The 15,845-nt window shown below is 65.5% G+C and carries 20 protein-coding genes; 3 read left to right on the plus strand and 17 right to left on the minus strand.

Annotated features, from left to right (window positions below; all coding sequences use genetic code 11):
• Positions 1-61: 61 nt before the first annotated feature.
• Positions 62-1,297, minus strand: coding sequence for a site-specific integrase (locus KBY93_RS12405; RefSeq protein ID WP_255094740.1), 1,236 nt, complete (start codon positions 1,295-1,297; stop codon positions 62-64).
• Between the two features lie 383 nt (positions 1,298-1,680).
• On the opposite strand from KBY93_RS12405, the gene KBY93_RS12410 reads away from it, so the two are divergent.
• The gene (locus tag KBY93_RS12410; RefSeq protein WP_255094741.1) at positions 1,681-2,310 is read left to right on the plus strand and encodes a zincin-like metallopeptidase domain-containing protein; all 630 of its coding nucleotides are present in this window, start codon (positions 1,681-1,683) and stop codon (positions 2,308-2,310) included.
• A gap of 112 nt (positions 2,311-2,422) precedes the next feature.
• Here KBY93_RS12410 and KBY93_RS12415 read toward each other — a convergent pair whose 3' ends face one another.
• The 13 genes from KBY93_RS12415 to KBY93_RS12475 all read right to left on the minus strand — a co-directional run bounded on the left by KBY93_RS12415 (position 2,423) and on the right by KBY93_RS12475 (position 11,426).
• On the minus strand, positions 2,423-2,683 hold the full coding sequence (locus KBY93_RS12415) for a hypothetical protein (protein WP_255094742.1): 261 nt from the start codon (positions 2,681-2,683) through the stop codon (positions 2,423-2,425).
• Positions 2,684-2,685: 2 nt separating this feature from the next.
• A complete protein-coding gene (locus tag KBY93_RS12420; RefSeq protein ID WP_255094743.1) occupies positions 2,686-2,967 on the minus strand; it encodes a hypothetical protein in 282 nt (93 codons plus the stop codon).
• Between the two features lie 163 nt (positions 2,968-3,130).
• Positions 3,131-4,336, minus strand: coding sequence for a hypothetical protein (locus KBY93_RS12425; protein ID WP_255094744.1), 1,206 nt, complete (start codon positions 4,334-4,336; stop codon positions 3,131-3,133).
• Positions 4,333-5,214 carry a hypothetical protein gene (locus tag KBY93_RS12430; RefSeq protein ID WP_255094745.1) on the minus strand — a complete coding sequence of 294 codons (882 nt, stop codon included), beginning with the start codon at positions 5,212-5,214 and terminating at the stop codon, positions 4,333-4,335. Before KBY93_RS12430 ends, KBY93_RS12425 begins: the two co-directional genes overlap by 4 nt.
• Complete coding sequence (locus tag KBY93_RS12435; RefSeq protein WP_255094746.1) at positions 5,214-5,648, minus strand: hypothetical protein; 435 nt, start codon at positions 5,646-5,648, stop codon at positions 5,214-5,216. The genes KBY93_RS12430 and KBY93_RS12435 overlap by 1 nt, the downstream gene beginning before the upstream one ends.
• A complete protein-coding gene (locus KBY93_RS12440; protein ID WP_255094747.1) occupies positions 5,648-6,916 on the minus strand; it encodes a collagen-like protein in 1,269 nt (422 codons plus the stop codon). Before KBY93_RS12440 ends, KBY93_RS12435 begins: the two co-directional genes overlap by 1 nt.
• Before the next feature lie 76 nt (positions 6,917-6,992).
• A complete protein-coding gene (locus tag KBY93_RS12445; RefSeq protein ID WP_255094748.1) occupies positions 6,993-7,268 on the minus strand; it encodes a hypothetical protein in 276 nt (91 codons plus the stop codon).
• Positions 7,269-7,270: 2 nt separating this feature from the next.
• Entirely contained in the window at positions 7,271-8,083 is an 813-nt protein-coding gene (locus KBY93_RS12450; RefSeq protein ID WP_255094749.1) for a hypothetical protein, read from the minus strand.
• Entirely contained in the window at positions 8,083-8,412 is a 330-nt protein-coding gene (locus KBY93_RS12455; protein WP_255094760.1) for a hypothetical protein, read from the minus strand. Before KBY93_RS12455 ends, KBY93_RS12450 begins: the two co-directional genes overlap by 1 nt.
• A 3-nt stretch (positions 8,413-8,415) precedes the next feature.
• A complete protein-coding gene (locus KBY93_RS12460) occupies positions 8,416-9,177 on the minus strand; it encodes a hypothetical protein (protein ID WP_255094750.1) in 762 nt (253 codons plus the stop codon).
• 64 nt (positions 9,178-9,241) lie between these two features.
• Positions 9,242-10,060 (minus strand): hypothetical protein, encoded by an 819-nt coding sequence (locus tag KBY93_RS12465; RefSeq protein ID WP_255094751.1) that lies wholly within the window; start codon positions 10,058-10,060, stop codon positions 9,242-9,244.
• Positions 10,061-10,068: 8 nt separating this feature from the next.
• Positions 10,069-10,491 (minus strand): hypothetical protein, encoded by a 423-nt coding sequence (locus tag KBY93_RS12470; RefSeq protein WP_255094752.1) that lies wholly within the window; start codon positions 10,489-10,491, stop codon positions 10,069-10,071.
• Positions 10,492-10,526: 35 nt separating this feature from the next.
• Entirely contained in the window at positions 10,527-11,426 is a 900-nt protein-coding gene (locus tag KBY93_RS12475; protein ID WP_255094754.1) for a major capsid protein, read from the minus strand.
• Between the two features lie 156 nt (positions 11,427-11,582).
• Here KBY93_RS12475 and KBY93_RS12480 point away from each other — a divergent pair, with 156 nt between their 5' ends.
• Positions 11,583-11,999 carry a hypothetical protein gene (locus tag KBY93_RS12480; RefSeq protein WP_255094755.1) on the plus strand — a complete coding sequence of 139 codons (417 nt, stop codon included), beginning with the start codon at positions 11,583-11,585 and terminating at the stop codon, positions 11,997-11,999.
• 123 nt (positions 12,000-12,122) lie between these two features.
• A complete protein-coding gene (locus tag KBY93_RS12485; RefSeq protein ID WP_255094756.1) occupies positions 12,123-12,674 on the plus strand; it encodes a hypothetical protein in 552 nt (183 codons plus the stop codon).
• Here the strand turns inward: KBY93_RS12485 and KBY93_RS12490 are convergent.
• The 3 genes from KBY93_RS12490 to KBY93_RS16295 form a co-directional block, all read right to left on the minus strand.
• Positions 12,671-13,762: an IS630 family transposase gene (locus KBY93_RS12490; RefSeq protein ID WP_255094757.1), complete on the minus strand. Its 1,092-nt coding sequence runs from the start codon at positions 13,760-13,762 to the stop codon at positions 12,671-12,673. The genes KBY93_RS12485 and KBY93_RS12490 overlap by 4 nt on opposite strands.
• A 75-nt stretch (positions 13,763-13,837) precedes the next feature.
• On the minus strand, positions 13,838-14,935 hold the full coding sequence (locus KBY93_RS12495; RefSeq protein ID WP_255094758.1) for a hypothetical protein: 1,098 nt from the start codon (positions 14,933-14,935) through the stop codon (positions 13,838-13,840).
• Between the two features lie 141 nt (positions 14,936-15,076).
• On the minus strand, positions 15,077-15,802 hold the full coding sequence (locus KBY93_RS16295) for a DUF3465 domain-containing protein (protein WP_399223139.1): 726 nt from the start codon (positions 15,800-15,802) through the stop codon (positions 15,077-15,079).
• Between the last annotated feature and the right edge of the window lie 43 nt (positions 15,803-15,845).

The following is a 15,845-nucleotide window of genomic DNA, read 5'->3' on the forward strand; positions in this document are numbered from 1 at the left end:
TGGCTGCCGCAGTGTCGGAAGCGGTGGCTCAGTTTTGGATGTCGCTTGACAAGCCCCAGCCTCAGATCGTCGCCTCGACCGCGAGTGCACGCTCGTAGGCCACCGCAGCACCAGAGTCCGACGCCCAGGGGTAGCTGCGGCAGTGCACTTCGTAGCTGTGGCCCATGTTCAGCGCCACGCTGCCCGCATCGATCCCGAGCTGGTGACCCCGCAGGCTGTAGCTGTGCCGGAAGCTGTAGGGCACCGCTCGCTCACCCCGGGCCTCCAGCCGGGCCCGGAGTGATTGCCAGCCCTGCTGCCGACCCAGGTAAGTGCCGATCGCATCCGACGCCCCAGGTCCATTGCCCAGCGGCGGCAACGCGATCAGCCCCGCCTGCCAACGCTCCAGCAGGTTCCACTTCTGGCGGCGCCCGTCCCAATCCGTCAGCGGCAGCGGCCGGATCCAGCGCGGCGCCGTCATGCCGCCCCCGCTCCGCTTGCGGTAGCTGCACCACCACAACGGCCGCCCGCTGCGCGGCTCGATCCGCACCGCCAGGTGCTGCAGCTCGATCGGCCGCAGACCCAGCTCTGCCATCAACCGCAGAGCATCCGCCCAGCGCAGACCCGGGGGATCGCTGGGAAGGGAATCGATCAGCGCCAGGATCTCCAGATCCGTGAAGGCGTCGCCCTTACGGTGGCCGGGGGCCACCTCAGCAGCCGAAACGCCGATGTGGGGACGCAGGTCGGCCGGTGGCCGCCAGCCCTCGGGGAAGTGCTCACGCTCGACGCAATGCCGCAGAAACTGGGCCAACGACTGCGCTCGGATCTGCCGCGTACGGCTGCCCGGCGGCCAGTCCCGCAGGCAGGCGTCAAGCAGATCGGCGGGCGTCCTGGGCACGTCTGAGCCATCGAGCAAAGCAACCGCCATCGACAGAACCGGCTGATAACTCCTCGCCCAGGTGCCACCTTTGATCGCTGCACCGTGTTCCTGCTTTTGCCGCTGGAAGCTGACCAGGGCATCCGCCCAGCTGGTCTGACGCCGTGGCGCCTTGCCATCAGCGATGGCCGCCGCCTGCTGTAGATCGTGGCCCGCCAGGGTGAGCACGTAGATGTTGCGCACCCTGGCCAAGATCGCGCCGACCTGGAGCTTCGACCACTCGAACGGAAGAACAACGCTGGTCGACGATTGGCCCGTGCGGCGCACCTCGAGGCGGATGCCACCGCGCTGCTCCCGCAGCGACCAGCCCGTGGCGGTGGAGGTGCGAACACCAGCACGCAGACCGTGCTCCCAATCCTGCCGACGTTCGACCCGTGGCATCCAGCTGAGCGCAAATTGAGCGCAAAACTAGCCTGGCTTGCCCGTGCAGGCTCATTTAGCCTTAGTCATAGCGCCAGTTCTGGCGGGAGATCTCAGTCCTGGAGCCCACAAATGGGTGGCTTTGGGAGCACTAGGTCGCAGGTTCGAATCCTGTCGCCCCGATTCCAGTTATACCAAGGGCTCTCGGTGATTCCGGGAGCCCTTTTTTATGACCCCCAGGCGGGCTGAGCGCGCAAGATTCGCGCAAAAACACAGGGAGGGGCGCGCAGGTTGCCTCAGCGTGCGCGGAATGGCGCAAGGGCTACGCAAGCGCTCGGCCCTCGCGGGCCCCCCGCCATTGCGCTGTCCGCACGGTCACTTCGGCGTCCATTGCTCCTTTTCCCATGACCTCATCGGAGTCCCGTCGCAAGTTCGATGGCCCGTCGCCCGAAAAGGAGATGGTGCGCGATCTCATCAAGCTCCTCGAAGCCGGCACTACGCCCTGGCGCAAGCCCTGGGATTGCACAGGTGGCGGCGTCCACGTCAATCTGCTCACCGGCCGCGCCTATCGAGGCAGCAATCCAATCCTTCTGGAGCTGGGGATGGCCATGCGCGGCCCGGCAAGCGAGCCGATCACCCAGTCTGAGCAGATCCTCGGCGCCTGGCCGCACCAGGTCCGCTGGGGCGCTGAGCGGGCCTTCTATGTCCCAACCTCCGATCAGATCCAGCCGCCAGAGCGCCAGAGCTTCCACGGCGCTGCAGAGCTCTATGCCACCTGGGGCTACAAAGCCAGCCATTCCACCGGCCACAAGGCCCGCCTCAAGCGAGATCTCTCCGGCGGCTTTGGCTCCAGGTCCTATGCCCGGGAGGAGCTGGTCGCAGAGCTTGGCAGCGTCCTCATGGGGCAGCGGCTGCAGATCGGCTGTGAGCTCACCAATCACGCCGCCAATCTGGAGAGCTGGATCTCGTCCTGCGCGAGTCGTCCAAGGTGCTCCTGCAGGTCGTCACCGAGGCCAGGCAGCCCGTGGATCTGATCTGCCCCAAGCAGCGGCGCCCGATCAGCTGCCCGAGCCCGCGCCGGCTGAGGCCGAGGCCATCGCTGACTGAGGCTCAGCCGAGCCAGCCGGGAGCCATCAATCCCGGCGCTCACGCATAGGCGGCAGGCGGTGCCCAGACCACCACCGTGCCCTCTGGCCACTGCGGATGCCAGTCCTCATACGGCCGCGGCGCCACCAGGGGCCTTCCGTCGGGGTAGAGGTCGCTTTGCTCATCCGACGGCGGCTCTGCCTGCAGGGCCAGGCCTTGTGCCGCCAGGGACGCCCAGAACAGGACATTCCAGTTCGGCCCGCCTTGGCCTGCGGCCTTTAGGGCCGCGTCGAGCGCCACTTTGTACTGCTCAGCCTTCATGGTCAGAGCACCCCAGCCGATTCCAACCACGAGCGGAGCGTGGCGCGATCAAAGAAGCCGCCGCCGCCCAGCAGCGGCCGGCCCTCAATCGACACGTGGATTCCATCGTCGGCCGTCGTGTACGACAGCTCGGCGCCGAAGTCCTCCAGCAGCTCATGCAGCTGCCTCAGGAACTCACGCTCCTGCAGCTGGGGCACACGACCAGCTGCGGACTGGGCCGCCTCACGCAGCAGCACCCGCCGGTGCTCCCGCAGCTCAGCCGAGATCAGCTCTGGCGTTTTCATCAGATCGCCTCCTCGAGCACGTCCCAGCCACTCTCCAGATACAAGCGTGCGATCTGATTCGCCATCCCAGGCGGCACATCGAACAGGCGGTGATCGGGCCTCGGCCAGTGCCTCCGCATACCGATCGGCTCCGCTCTGCATCCGCGCGGGCTCCGCCTGCTGCTCAGCCATTGCCACGGGGCCACAGCACGCCCGTGCTCGGCCGCTGGCTACCGCCGCCTGTGCCCTGCTGCAGCGAGTAGATCGGATGCTGCAGCACTCCCGGCCCGCCCATCGCAACCGAGCTCCAATCCACCAGGAAATCAGGCCCGGCATCAGGCCCCATCAGCACCGCGCCACGCGGCACCTCCGGGCCGAAATACAGCCGGTCAGGGAACGTCTGCCAGCTGCTCAGCGACCCGATCGTGTTCCACCCGGCCATCGCCGCCGTGCTCGATGGCACCAGGATCCAGCAGTCCATGCCGCCGCTGTTCATCGCTGCACCCAGCTGGTAGAAGACGCCCGGCCCGCTGGGGTTTGTCACCCGGCTCAGCCTTCGCGGGTCCGTGATCTGGTTGCTGCCGAACCAGAACAGCGACGGCAGGCTCACCCGCTCCTGCTTCGTGCGGTACTCAAAGAGCTGGCCAGGGCCATTCCCGCCAGGGATCAGGCCCAGACCAGTCGTCAGCAGTTGCTCCAGCCCTGATGGCACATTCGGCCAGGATGGCGCCGCCACCATCACGTTATTGCTCCAGGTGTAGAAGTTGCGGCTCTCGAACATGCCCGCCAGAGCCTGTGAGCGCAACAGAGCAACACTCCAGCCGCTACTTGCAGGACTGCGGAACAGAATGAAGGTATGGTTCTGCGCGTAGGTGTCGCCACTTGTCGTCGCGATGTTATACGCGAAGAACTCTTTGCCGCCCGGCGTCGTATCCATCATCACGACCAGCCTGCCGGCGGCGTCATAAACCGGGCTACCACTCGGCCCGTAATACGACAGGCCCGAACTGAGGCTCGCCACCGTCGTACTGAAGGTGCCGTAACCACCATTCAGCCCATCATCCGTCCAGTTGCTGGCAAGACCAAGCGCAAGACTGGCCGATGATGATGATGCGGAAGATCCCTGACTCTTGGTGGTGTTGTAGTACCTCAACACCATTGGATTGACCGGATGGCCAAGCCGCAGCACATACCCGAAGGACGTTGTACCCGTCGCAGCCGTGTGATCCTTAAGCTGCGTCAGCTGGATGCCACTGTTGCCGGCATTCGCATTGACAGCCTGCACGAACGCCGCAATGGCCTCACTGAGCCGCAGGCCCACCGCTCCAGGCGCCTTACTCAGCCAGTCGATCGCAGGCGTCCAGTCCGCCGTTGAGATCGTCAACGTCATGGTGTCGCCTCCACCAGTCGCAGGGCAAGGCGGGCGCCACCCATCTGCAGCCAATGCGAACCATCGGAGCCGATGAAGTACCCGAACATTCCAGCCGTCCGGTTATACAGCCCGAAATCAGCAGGCAGCACCACTGGATCGAACCACTGCACCGGCGGATTCACGGCCGGCGGCGTCGCTGCCGCAATCCCCGGTGTGATCGGCACCCACTGCACCGGCACCGTCAGCATCAGTGGCAGCGTCGAGGACGCATAATCCAGCCGTAGCGAATTCGACAGGAACGGCAGCGAGCGGTTCGCTCGCCAGCCCACCACACCGATCACCGAGAGGTTATCCGTCAGCGACAGATGCCACTGCCCGGAATACACGTCCTTGGCAATCAGCACCACCACCGCCTGGCGGTTGCTGAAGGTGTGCTGCGAATGCGCGAAGCAGAAGTACTCCTGATCCGCCGCCAGGGAGCTGGCCACCATGGCGCCGATCGGCAGCGGTTCGGGCAGTGGCTCGATCAATGAATTGGTGGTGCCAACCCCGCCTGTGAGGGCGCCATAGCCTCCCAGCGCCGCGCCTGGCGTGTACCCGCTCGCCAAGCCGCAGTGCGTGGTGATCGCACCCGTCGTCAGGTTCGCCACCCACTGGCTGATCAGCTCCACCGGCTGCCCGGCGTCGAGCACCGCCAGCCGGGCCTTGATCACCCAACCCGTGAAGCCAGGCACGTCCCCAGGTGCCTTCACGATGCTCAGCTGCTGCGACGGGTTCTGCGCATTGGCTGCCGCCATCCAGGTGCGCAGCAGGGCATCCGCAGAGGCGAACACCTGCGGCACCACAAACCCGCCGGTATCACCACGGCGGCTGAGGTCCGTGATCGTGGCCACCATCAGGCGACCCCGCTTGTCACGGTGTCGTACTCCACCAGCGCCAGCACACCGACGGTGGCCGAGTGGGGCACCGCCAGCTCGGTGCGCACCCGCGCCCAGACCCGCTGCTGCACCGGCAGATCCGCGTTCGAGTAAGTCGAGCCCGGCGCTGGCTCCAGCACCGTTGTGATGCCGTCGAACTTCAGGTCCAGCAGCACACCAGCTGAGAGCGGCGGGTCATCGGTGATCGGTCGCAGCGCATCGGCTGCCCGCGCTGCGACCGACGCATAAAACGTCACCCAGGCGGGGATAGAGCAGCTCACCGAGAGAAACCGTCCATCCACTCCCAGGTTCAGAAAGGTCAGGTCCAGCGTTGACGGCGCACTGACCGCGGCCGTGGTTCGCTCCTCGAGTACGCGCCGCGGTGTGTCGATACGAGGGATCCAGCTGGTCATCAGGGCACCACTGCCACCTTGCGGATGGCCCGCACCTGCTGCTGGAAGGTCTTGGAGTTCGACTCCTGCGGCCCGTAGAACCAGTCCTGGATCACATGGGTGGTAGCCCCGTCCTGCGTCGAGCTGCCGTAGTTGATGGCCTCGAACGCCTCAGAGTTGCCCGCCTGGAACGCCGTCACCGAAGTGGCGGGCGGCACCGATCCCGAGTAGTTGGCCGTGGTCGGCGGCACCGCATAGGCATTGGCGCCGAATCCAGGCGTGTTGCCCTCGCTGTTGTCCGGCTTGAAGCGCCGAAACAGGATCTCCAGCTCGAACTGCGCCGGGATGTACCAGTCGCTGTAGCCGCCGATCGACAGAGCGCGCGCCCACTGGTTGGCCGGATGGGTCGCATCCTTGGCCGCCTCGGAGTTGGCATAGCCGTCGAAGGTGCTGGCCGTGCCGGCTGTCGCGGTGTTCGCGGTCTTGCAGGCCCGCAGAACATGACCCGTGGCCTTCGGCGCAATGATCAGCGCGTGGGTGGCCACACCATTCGCCGTGGCCGAAATCAGGCCGCCATAGAAGCCGCCCTGGAAGGACGTACCAATGGCGGGGAGACTGCCCACCGAAAGGCCTCCACTGCCGAGCACATACACATCCCCCGTCGCCTGGTCGAGGTACATGTCGCCGACAATCGAGCCGGGAATGTTGGTCGGCGGCGGCCCGCTGCCTACGAACCAGCCCGTACCGCGAGTGCCGGCAGGGCCTGCGGCACCGGCCGCACCGATCGGTCCCTGAATCCCCTGCGGTCCCGTCGCGCCCGTGGCGCCAGCCGGTCCCGTTCCGCCCGCAGGCCCTGTGGGGCCAGCAGAGCCAGCCGGGCCAGCTGGGCCGACCGGGCCGGAGATCGAGCCCGCATCCACCCATTGCGTGGTCTCGGTGTCCCAGACGAACAGCACATTGGTGCGATCGGGCGGCACCGTCGCCACCACATAGGCGTCACCGTCGAGCTGCCCGCTGCTCGGCAACTGGGCCTGAGTGGCCACATTGCCCTTGAGGTTGATGCCCGTGCCCGCCGCACCCTGCGGGCCGGTTGGTCCGGTCGGGCCAGCGGGACCCGTCGCACCAGCCGGGCCGGTGCTGCCCGCCGGTCCCTGCGGTCCAACGGCACCGGCTGAGCCCTGCGGCCCGGCCGCACCGGTCGCTCCCACTGGGCCGCTCGCGCCTGCAGGCCCACCCGGACCCTGCGGGCCTTGGGGGCCGCGAATGTTGCCGGTGCTGGTCCAGGACATGGGCCGCCGCGCTCTCGGGGGTCTCTCGACCTATTGCCACTGATGATTCCGGGAGCCCACCAGCACGGGCCGCCGCTCAGTCCTGCTCAGCGTTGATCGGCACCCATTGCGTTCCCGTCCAGCGGCGCACCAGGCGCGGTAGCCACTGACCCTGAAACCAGACCTTGGCGGGCTTCTCTACCCAGGCGGCGCCCGTCCACACCCGCAGCAGGCCGCCAGGCAGCGGCGTCGGCGCCGGCTGCGGATCACCGAAGAACTCCAGCGTGGCGATCAGACCACCTGCTCCCGCATCCCAACGGTCACCGCCACCCCGGTAGGGCGGATCATCCCGATCACGGATGCTCCTGGCCACGATCAGCCCCCGATCATGCGGCAGACACCCTTGCTCACGCCCGTGGTGGTCGTGGTGCAGAGCTGAATCAGGCTCAAGCAGGAGTCGATGTGGAGCTCCGGCAGGGCCAGCGCCGCCCAGTCGAAGATCTCAGCCTTGTTCGCCACCACCGTGAACAATCCAGCCCGGTAGCGCGTGCAGGTCACCCCGAACGCGCCAGCAGTGCCCGTCGAAATGCTCAGGGTGACGCTGTTGACCGCCTTGATGCCTTTCTTCCCTGCCGCCGGCAGGATCTGATACAGGCCCGACGCCCGGCTGGTGGCCGCCAGCGCGATCACCACGTTGCCCGTGGTGTCGTCATCGAACGTGCAGTTCACCGTGGCGTTCGCAGCTGTGCTGCCGGTGTCCGTGTACCACTCGAGCCACCACTGGAGCTGGCTGAAGTCCGTCAGGCCGATCCGCTCCGCCGGGATGCCCGTCAGGTTCAGCGGCAGGTTGGTCGTCTGCGCCGTCGCCACCGTGCCCGAGAGGCCGCCCTGGTGGCAGAGGCGATCGTGGATCTCCAGCGTGGCGGTCGCCAGGCTCGTGGCCACATCGACCCACGCCAGGTAATTCGTGCTCGGCGAATTGAACGGCAGGTACGGCATGGCGCCTGCCGTGGTGTTGAGGCAGATCGCCTGCGTCGTCGGTGTCGCCCCCACTCCCGGGAAGCCCCCCGCTTTCCACAACGAGTAGAAGCGGCCGGCCACCCCGTTTGAGATCGACGCCTTGTCGAACAGCGCATGGCGCGACTGGCCCAGCGCTGCAATCAGTTGGTCCCGTGTCGTGATTGCCATCAGTTGGTGTCCACCCAGAGATCGTTGACAGCAGGGCTCGGCGGCGGGGCTGGCCCCACAGTCAGCTGTGAGGCATTGAGCTTCTGGTTCAGGGCCGACTGCAGGTCCGCCTGCGTGTCCAGTGTTCCCGTGATCCCACCCCACACCGACGGTCCAGCAGGCCCCTGAGGGCCGGTCGCTCCTGTCGCTCCCGCCGCTCCAGTCGCACCCGTCGGCCCAGCAGGCCCCTGCGGCCCGGCTGCCCCCGTCACCCCGGCAGTCCCGGCCGCACCATCGGCGCCATCCGGTCCCTTGAGATTCAGCCCCGTGGGGTTCCAGGTCTCAGGCATGGCTCACACCACCAGCTCGTACACCTGCCCGCTGATGCGATCCAGGTAGAGGTCGCCCGGGGCCGGTGGCGGTTGCAGCAGCTCCGTCACCGGCGGCCCATCGCCCGAATACCAGCGAGTGGCACGGCCGCCGGCCTCGCTGTTCATCGAAGCCAGCGCCGGCTCACCATCCACTGGGGACGGCAGGAAGCCCAGGCCACCTGCGGGATGCAGCCGCAGCTGCCACTGCTGCGCCAACGAGCCGTTATAGGGGTTGCCCTGCAGGCCAGCACCCGGCACCAACGGCTCGACGCCAATCAGCCCGCCCGTTGAGCTGCCAGCAGTCGGCACCGAGTAGGGCGGCACCGGGCAGCCGATAAGCGCTACCTGCAGGCTGGTGATCGTGATGCCGATCTGCACCGTGACCGTGAGATCCTCACGCTGCAGGTAGACATGCCGCGGGCGCGGCACATCACGGGCCAGTGGATCCCAGCCGATCGTCTCGGTGCTGCCATCACCCCAGCTCACCGCAATCGGCTGCGGTGCCTTGATCAACGGGTCGATGTGCAGCTCGATCGCTGCACTCGTGATCGGCTCATCCCACAGCCGATCGGCCGGATTCCAGTACAGCTCCAGCTGCTCAGCGGGCACAGGCCCCAGCCGGTAGCCCATCCGCAACCAGCGCGGAACTTCATGGAGCACTACCCACACCTCGAGGCCCGGGCATCCCATCGGCGGGAGCACGCGCATGCGCTCGTCAGGGGCGCTGGGGAGCGGGTAGGGCATGGGAGGGCTCTGGCCTCTCGGGGTTGGCGCTATCTCCCTTTGCCAGGAAGCCACCGTGGCAGTGTCAGCCGAGCAGATCGCCAGGGATCGACAGATCCAGCTCAGGGACGAGGCCAGCATCAGCAGCGGTTGGCTGCTCGGCCGGCGCCGTCACCGACTCCTCCCAGAGCCTGGTGGCCTCATCCACCAGCACGGCCTTGGTCTGGCTGGCATCGAGCAGCACGCCGAAGTCTTCCTCACAGCACTGAACGATCTGCGTCTTGGTCATCGACGCGAAATCAGGCCCTGCAACCTCAGCATCAGTGCTGGGTGCGGGCACCTCGGGGGCGGGCTCCGGTTCCAGTCCGACCGACTCAGACCCGTCAGGTACCGGCCCTGCCGGTTCCGGCGCTGCCAGTTTCGGCTCCGCAGGCGCCGGGTCGGTGCCCTGATCCGGAAGGGTTCCGAGCAGCGTCACCGCTTCACCGCCCAGCACCTCATCCGGCGGAGGGATCACGAGAAGCAGCTCTGCAGGTCCCTCATCGATCGTCACCGGCGGGTGGACCGTCCAGCCGTCCTCCGCCCAGCGCTCAGCATGGACAGGAAAGACGAATTGATCGTCCTCGCTCGCCTTGGAGATGCGCAGCATCCCCTCCGGCGGCAGTTCCAGCACAGGATTGGCGGTCGTCAGGTCAACAGGCATGGTCGGATCAGCAGGGGTGAGCGGATCAGTGGGCTCCTGGGGCGGCTCCTGGGGCGCCGGTGCAGTCGGAACGGTGGGATCACTCCCCTCCGTTCCCTCCTGCGGTGGCGCCCATGGCCTGCCGGGCTGGGTCGGCTTGATCACTGGCTTGGGCGGCGGACCCGGCTCACCGCCGGGCGCTTTGACCTCAAAGTCATCCATGGCCGCCCTCAGTAGGTGAGGCTGACGTGGGCGCCGTTCGGGGTGGAAGGCGTCAACGTGGCTCGGGCATAGAAGAAGGCCGGCAGTTCCGCGTTGGCGGCATCAGCCGGAGCCACCGACAGGCTGCCGCCGGAGATCGGTGCCTCCACCTGGCCACCGGCGGCTGGGATCGCCACGGTGGCCGCCGTCACCCAGGTGCCGACAGTGCCGTCCTTGAGCAGCGGCGCCAGTTGCAGCACCACCGTCACCGCCCCGGCAGCCCCGGGATGGCTGGCCAGCAGCGTGAAGTCTTCCGCCGCATCGAGCGGCGTGGTCAGCCGCACCACCTCCGCGCTCACGCGCGTGCGCTCAAACGGGTCGGTGGCGTTGTAGTTGACCCACCCCACCAGCGTGGTGGCGGCGTCGATCAGCTTGTTGCCCTGGTGGGCCATGGTCGTGTCCTCTCAGTGATAACGGAATGGGTTGATCAGGCCACAGCAGGGCCGACGTTGTAGAGGCGACCGATCGCCTTGTCGTGGCAGACCGCAAAACCCACGTACCAATCGACGCGGGTGCGGAACACCGGTGCGTCCTGCACTTCGCCGAAGTCCCGCACCGAGATCCCATAACGGCCCTCGAACGGGCCCTGGATGCCGGTCATCAGCTCATCGCCGAACGCCACGCAGTAGATCGACGTGGTGTTACCGGCCTCGCCAAAGCCCAGCACCTCGTGGCCCTGCGCGTCCTGATCCAGCACCAGGATCTCGGTGTCCTCGAACCAGTGGCGGCCGTCGATCACCTGATACAGGTCGCCGCCAGCCTCACGGGAGACATGGCTGATCTGGCGCCGGCCCGCCTTGCTGGTGATGATCACCTTCTCCCCGCCGAGGGCGTTGACCGAATCGACCAGCGCCTCCAGCTTGGTCAGCTTCACGGTGCCGCTGATGTTGTCGACGGTCTGCATCTGGCCGGGGATCAACCGCTTGCTGAGACCGTTGAAGGCCCGCGGATCGAAGCTGGCATCCCCGTTGATGATCGCCGCCTCCAGCGTCAACCGCATCGAGCGCACCTTCTGCTCCGTCTGGGAAGCACGGGCCTCGGGGCCATTGAGATCGACGATCGAGCGGTCCACGTCGAGATCGCCACCGAAGAGGTGCACGAATTCGCTCTCCTGGGCCACCGCGCCGTAGTCGCGCCGGTAACCCTCGTTCACGGCCCGAAAGCCGACACGGGGCATCTTCTTCTCCTTGGCGAACTGCAGAGCCCCACCCGAAAGGTTCCGGAAGGGCAGACGACGAAGCAGCTGACCTTCCACGAAGGTCTTGGACACCGCGAGCCGATCGACTCGGGTCTCATGCTTCATCGCCTCGATCAACGTGAGGCCCATGGTCACTCCCGGGGCCTGACCCCAGCAACGTCACCACCTATTGCCAGCACGCAAAACAGGACGGGCCGGCGGCATTCTTAACGGTCCACGGCGGCGCAAGGGCTGGGCAAGCCGTCTCGCTCCGCTCATCGGCCCTTGCCCTCGCCGTGGTTGGCCGTGAAGTCCTCCGGCTTCTCCGCCATGGCTCCTCACACCCTGCTCATCACCCGCGCCACTGATCCCAAAGGGCGTCCGTTCAGCCACCGCCAGGTCCTAGTGATGCCCGAGGCCGAGCTACCCGCCCCGGTCCTCGCCTGGATCTGCTGCTGCCCCACAGGTGCCGTCACTGCCACGCGCATTGGCCCGATCTGGCTCGCCCATGGCGGCCTCTGGGGCGAGGAGCACAGCGAGCCCAGTTTCCACTGGCCCCTGCTCGGCGGCACGATCATCCACGGCCGCGCCTGCGCCATCGTCCCGGATCACCACAGCGGCGGTTGGCAGGCCCTCAGTGAACACCAGGCCCATCACGCCGATGGCATCCTCTGGCGCTACGGCCTGCCGCTGATGCCCAGCCTCCAAGAGGCAGCGGCCTGAGCACCAGTGCCGGGGTCCGCGCCCCGGCTTCCGGCTGACGGCAATAGGAGGCGGCGACGGCCCGCTTCACGATGCGCGGCGGGGCAAGGGCTGCGCAAGTCGGCTCGCTGCGCTCACCGACCCTTGCCCTCCCCGCGCCACTCGCTCGCGTCCTTCGCACGCCTTGCCGTGGCCCTGTTCCACCTGTTCATCGAGCGGCAAACCCATCCAGGCGGTGGTGCCTTCTCCCACATCCGGCCCCAGATTGCCGGCAGCAGCCACCCCAACCGGGAGCTGCTCGCCTGGCTCTGCTTCTGCCCCGAATCCGCTCTCCAGGTCAGCCGCATCGGCCCCGTCTGGTTCGCCCACGGCGGCGAATGGGCCAGGGTCCGTGATCTGGAGAGTTTCCACTGGCCCCACCTCGGCGGCACCCGCATCCACGGCAAGGGCGTCGCCATGAAGCGCGAGGGTTACGGCCGCTGGGCCGCCTTCAGCGAGGCCGAAGCCTATCGCTGGCAGTCAGTCCTCTGGCGCCACTGCGGCGAGATCCAGGGCACCAGCTGCCCCGTCCATCAAGCCTTCGAGGGTCAGCTGCCGTGGGATGAGCTGGTCAGCTTCCGCGCCAGTGAAGATGCCGCCAAATTCGCCATCCGCCAACGAGTGCAGGCTGGGCGTGAGGCGGCCAGGGCCATCTAGTGTGCCGTCCCGGAGATTTGCGAGCAAAGTCGCTGGAGCTTCTCCAGGATTGAATCCGCCGTGGCCGTCCAGTTGAACGGGGCCTTGGTTTTGTTGTAGGCCGCCACGAACTGCTCGATCTTGGCAATCAGTTCTTTGACGCTGGAGAAGCTTCCCCGGCGGATGGCTCGCTGGGTGATGATCCCAAACCAGCGCTCCACCTGATTGAGCCAGGAGGCGTAGGTGGGTGTGTAGTGGACATGGAAGCGGGGCCGCTGCGCCAGCCAGGACCTGACCTTGGCGTGCTTGTGGGTGCAGTAGTTGTCCACGATCAGGTGGACATCGAGGTCCTCGGGGACGGACTTCTCGATCTGGCGCAGGAAGCCCAGGAACTCCTGGTGCCGGTGGCGGGGCTTGCACTGGCTGATCACCTCACCGGTGGCCACGTCCAAGGCGGCGAACAGGGTGGTGGTGCCGTGGCGGATGTAGTCGTGGGTGACGCCTTCCACGTAACCCAGGCCCATGGGCAGCAGCGGCTGAGTCCGATCCAGGGCCTGGATCTGCGTCTTCTCGTCGACGCAGAGCACCATCGCCTTGTCCGGCGGATTCAGGTACAAGCCGACGATGTCGCGGACCTTCTCCACAAAGAACGGGTCGGTGGAGAGCTTGAAGTGCTTCTGCCGGTGCGGCTGCACCGAGAAGGTCTGCAGCCAGCGGTGCACCGTGGTCTTGGAGATCCCAGTGGCAGCGGCGAGTGAGCGAGCGCTCCACTGGGTGCTTCCATCAGCTGGCTTGGTTTGGAGTGCCCGGTTGATCACCTCGGCCACCGTGTCGTCCTCGTAGGTGCGAGGCCGGCCGGGGCGCAGCTCATCGTGCAAGCCCTCCAGTCCCAGCTCCCGGTAGCGCTTGCGCCACTTGCCGACGGTCATGCCGGTCAGGCCCATCCGCTTGGCGATCGATGTGTTGGTTTCGCCAGCCCCGCAGGCCAGCACGATCTGTGCGCGCTGCACGATCGAGTGGGGTAAAGAGCGGGAATTGGCGATGCTCTGCAACTGCTGAACTTCGTCCTCTGTAAGGACCAGCGGCGGCATCGGACGGCCGACAGCCATGGAAAGGCTCCCTCGGGAGACACTCCATGTTCTATCAGTTATTTGCAGGACTGTACACTAGGACGCATCAAGTAATCACAGCGGCGCATCTGCTCGCCATACAGCCAGTGAGCTCCACAATCTGAGATCTCCTCTGCTCCGCTTGTCATTGACGACGGCTCCCCAATTGGAGTAGGGCTGAGGCGGCTGGTACTTGCAGCGAGCAGAGTCATATTTCCCCGTCACGCCCGTAAGTACCGCCATGGAACTCGTGGCAGCAGCCTTTACGCCGTCATCAGTGGCACGGGATCCGACGAAGAAGTCGTTCCCTGGCCAAGAGACGTGGTCCCATGCGACGAGGCTATACAGCGTGCATCCTGAGAAGTCGTCGCCTTTTTCGGCATAAGCGACTGGACGACACAGCTGAGCCTTCTCCTGGTTCCCCGAGGCCCTCAGGGGTCGGACCATGAACGATATGCCGTGGATCTCCCGGCGGAAGTTCTGGCACTCGCTGTACGGATCAAAGTACACGCACTTGAGGTTCGGAAGAGAACTGCCGTAGTCGGTCAAGAGCCCCTGCAGAACCTCCTGCAATCCTTTCCCAAGGCGACCACGGAACGGACCAGCAAACTGCCCACAGCCAAGTCCTGGCACTGTCACGAAGGCTGACCGCGGCTTGCCCGCGCGGTCATTGATGTAGCGGAATATTGGGAGCAGCCTGCGTCGATAGAGGCTGCAATAGCCCTCAAGCGAGAACTCGCCATCGCCTGAAGTCGCTTCATCCCAATCCGCCGCTGCATGCCCGCACCCGTTTCGCAGGAGAGCACCGGGGGTGAATACCAGCACACCAAAAAATGGCGGATCGTGCGGCGTCGGGGAACTGTGATTGCCATCATCAAAGATGGTCACTGGCACAGCAACCGAAACATCGCCCAACAGGCCGAGTTCAGTAAGGTTCCAGTCCGAACCGTCCCCGACCACCGCCGTTTCCGCAAAGATCTGAGGCTGTTTGGTGTCGAATAGCTTGCCGAGCAGATCATCTTCAGTCATCGATCGCAGGTCGAAGCCCTGGAGAAGGTCATTCAGGTAAGTTCCGGCTTGTGCCCTACCATTCTTCAGCGCCTGCAAGTAGTCCGAGGCGCGGGCCAGAGTATCTTTAGGAATAATGATTGAATAGCCAGGTGCGACTGTCATATGCGTTGTCAGTGGGGATCATTCTTTCGCCTTGCAATCGCCATCACCTGGCCGCAAAGAGTTGAACAGAAGGCCGCTTAATGTCTACAATGACCATGTGGTGGCGACTCAGTTGGATGGCGGCATGAAGTGCCACGACTATTACTTGTACACCATGCCATTGTACTTCAGCCAACCCGAAACGTGCTGGCCATCAGGGTCATGGTGTGTCCAGTGGATGACGCCGCCTTCCTCATTCCATTCATATTGGCCATAGAATGCGACTCGGTCCCCACTCCTCAATGCCTCGATGCGGGGAGCGATGTCTATGTTATGGGCGATAAGCAGGGTCTGACCCGACGCAAGTCGGAGGATGAAGCGCTGATGGCGGCTGCCGTCGTTGTCGTCTGATAGAACTCGATCGACCACACCTTCGCCTCCCACCTGAACGCCGCTGTGCTGTGCTTCGTACGCATTCGAGATTGCCTTGTCGGCTGCAGGAGAGGAACTCGTAAGCGACGGACTGGGACTGAAGCTAGTGATTCGAGAATAGGTTGTTGATAGTCCCAGTAAGATGAACGCCGCTGCCGCGATAATAGTTGCCGCAGGGAGACTCTTCGTTTTTGCTGTATGTAGTTGTGTACGTTTCTGATACCTAACTTCGTTCGCACGCAACCGCCCCCGCTCGTCGGAACCGATCACGTAAGTGAGAAGATCATTGCGACAGGGACGCCGATTTCTCTGCTGGAACTGGCTGATGTGAACGAAGACGCGCGGACCTCTGGAAAGCGGCGTGATAAATCCGAGTAAGCGTTCAGGGGTCGGGACAGCACGCGGCGAACTTCGTCTCTGCTGAACCCTTGACGGCGAGATGATTCCCGTTTGCATCTCAGGCAGAGACTGCTTGAGATGGGAGCCCCTCCTGCTGGCA

The sequence above is a fragment of the Synechococcus sp. J7-Johnson genome, from assembly GCF_024345795.1.
In the GTDB taxonomy this organism is placed as follows: domain Bacteria; phylum Cyanobacteriota; class Cyanobacteriia; order PCC-6307; family Cyanobiaceae; genus Regnicoccus_A.

What these genes read in the sequence shown, in the direction of transcription:
- KBY93_RS12460 (WP_255094750.1), bottom strand. Translation starts at nt 9,177, where the DNA reads ATGCCCTACCCGCTCCCCAGCGCCCCTGACGAGCGCATGCGCGTGCTC.
- KBY93_RS12455 (WP_255094760.1), bottom strand. Translation starts at nt 8,412, where the DNA reads ATGCCTGAGACCTGGAACCCCACGGGGCTGAATCTCAAGGGACCGGAT.
- KBY93_RS12425 (WP_255094744.1), bottom strand. Translation starts at nt 4,336, where the DNA reads ATGACGTTGACGATCTCAACGGCGGACTGGACGCCTGCGATCGACTGG.
- KBY93_RS12410 (WP_255094741.1), top strand. Translation starts at nt 1,681, where the DNA reads ATGACCTCATCGGAGTCCCGTCGCAAGTTCGATGGCCCGTCGCCCGAA.
- KBY93_RS12415 (WP_255094742.1), bottom strand. Translation starts at nt 2,683, where the DNA reads ATGAAGGCTGAGCAGTACAAAGTGGCGCTCGACGCGGCCCTAAAGGCC.
- KBY93_RS12440 (WP_255094747.1), bottom strand. Translation starts at nt 6,916, where the DNA reads ATGTCCTGGACCAGCACCGGCAACATTCGCGGCCCCCAAGGCCCGCAG.
- KBY93_RS16295 (WP_399223139.1), bottom strand. Translation starts at nt 15,802, where the DNA reads ATGCAAACGGGAATCATCTCGCCGTCAAGGGTTCAGCAGAGACGAAGT.
- KBY93_RS12465 (WP_255094751.1), bottom strand. Translation starts at nt 10,060, where the DNA reads ATGGATGACTTTGAGGTCAAAGCGCCCGGCGGTGAGCCGGGTCCGCCG.
- KBY93_RS12420 (WP_255094743.1), bottom strand. Translation starts at nt 2,967, where the DNA reads ATGAAAACGCCAGAGCTGATCTCGGCTGAGCTGCGGGAGCACCGGCGG.
- KBY93_RS12475 (WP_255094754.1), bottom strand. Translation starts at nt 11,426, where the DNA reads ATGGGCCTCACGTTGATCGAGGCGATGAAGCATGAGACCCGAGTCGAT.
- KBY93_RS12470 (WP_255094752.1), bottom strand. Translation starts at nt 10,491, where the DNA reads ATGGCCCACCAGGGCAACAAGCTGATCGACGCCGCCACCACGCTGGTG.
- KBY93_RS12435 (WP_255094746.1), bottom strand. Translation starts at nt 5,648, where the DNA reads ATGACCAGCTGGATCCCTCGTATCGACACACCGCGGCGCGTACTCGAG.
- KBY93_RS12405 (WP_255094740.1), bottom strand. Translation starts at nt 1,297, where the DNA reads ATGCCACGGGTCGAACGTCGGCAGGATTGGGAGCACGGTCTGCGTGCT.
- KBY93_RS12490 (WP_255094757.1), bottom strand. Translation starts at nt 13,762, where the DNA reads ATGGCTGTCGGCCGTCCGATGCCGCCGCTGGTCCTTACAGAGGACGAA.
- KBY93_RS12495 (WP_255094758.1), bottom strand. Translation starts at nt 14,935, where the DNA reads ATGACAGTCGCACCTGGCTATTCAATCATTATTCCTAAAGATACTCTG.
- KBY93_RS12450 (WP_255094749.1), bottom strand. Translation starts at nt 8,083, where the DNA reads ATGGCAATCACGACACGGGACCAACTGATTGCAGCGCTGGGCCAGTCG.
- KBY93_RS12430 (WP_255094745.1), bottom strand. Translation starts at nt 5,214, where the DNA reads ATGGTGGCCACGATCACGGACCTCAGCCGCCGTGGTGATACCGGCGGG.